This window comes from Bacillus cereus group sp. BfR-BA-01331, from assembly GCF_022663915.1.
Taxonomy (GTDB): Bacteria; Bacillota; Bacilli; order Bacillales; family Bacillaceae_G; genus Bacillus_A; species Bacillus_A mycoides.
In genome coordinates, this window is sequence record NZ_JAKUGJ010000148.1 from 1 (window position 1) to 482 (window position 482).

The following is a 482-nucleotide window of genomic DNA, read 5'->3' on the forward strand; positions in this document are numbered from 1 at the left end:
TTGTTTTCCTTGTTCGTTTAGTTTATAAGCTAAGAAAGAAGTGAACATACCCCACCCATTATCAGCAACACTTTTTCCAAAATGAAGTGCTTGCGACATTCCTTTCATGTTTAGGTCTTCAATGGCTACAACATCAAAATAAGCAGCTAACTGTTTAGACTCATGATGAAGGGAATTCTTACGTTGGTTAGCTACTTTCTCATGTAACTTAGCTACACGAATACGTTGTTTATTCCAACGCTCAGAACCTTTATTTCGTCTTGCTAATACTCGTTGTGCCTTTGCTAATTGGTCTAACATGTTACGATAGAACTTAGGATAATTGGCTTTCTCATCCTCAGAACTAACGTATAATCCATCCATCGCAAAGTCTAATCCAACAACTGTTTCAACTTCTTTTTGTACAATCTCTTTTTCGTATTCAGTCAAGATGGACACATAGTATTTACCAGTAGGTGTCATAGAAATCGTACATGACTTGA

1 protein-coding gene is annotated in these 482 nt (G+C 36.5%); it reads right to left on the minus strand.

Annotated features, from left to right (window positions below; translation table 11 throughout):
- Positions 1-482, minus strand: a 482-nt coding sequence (locus MR155_RS31360; protein WP_242312125.1) for an RNA-guided endonuclease InsQ/TnpB family protein, incomplete at both ends; no start/stop codon positions are given.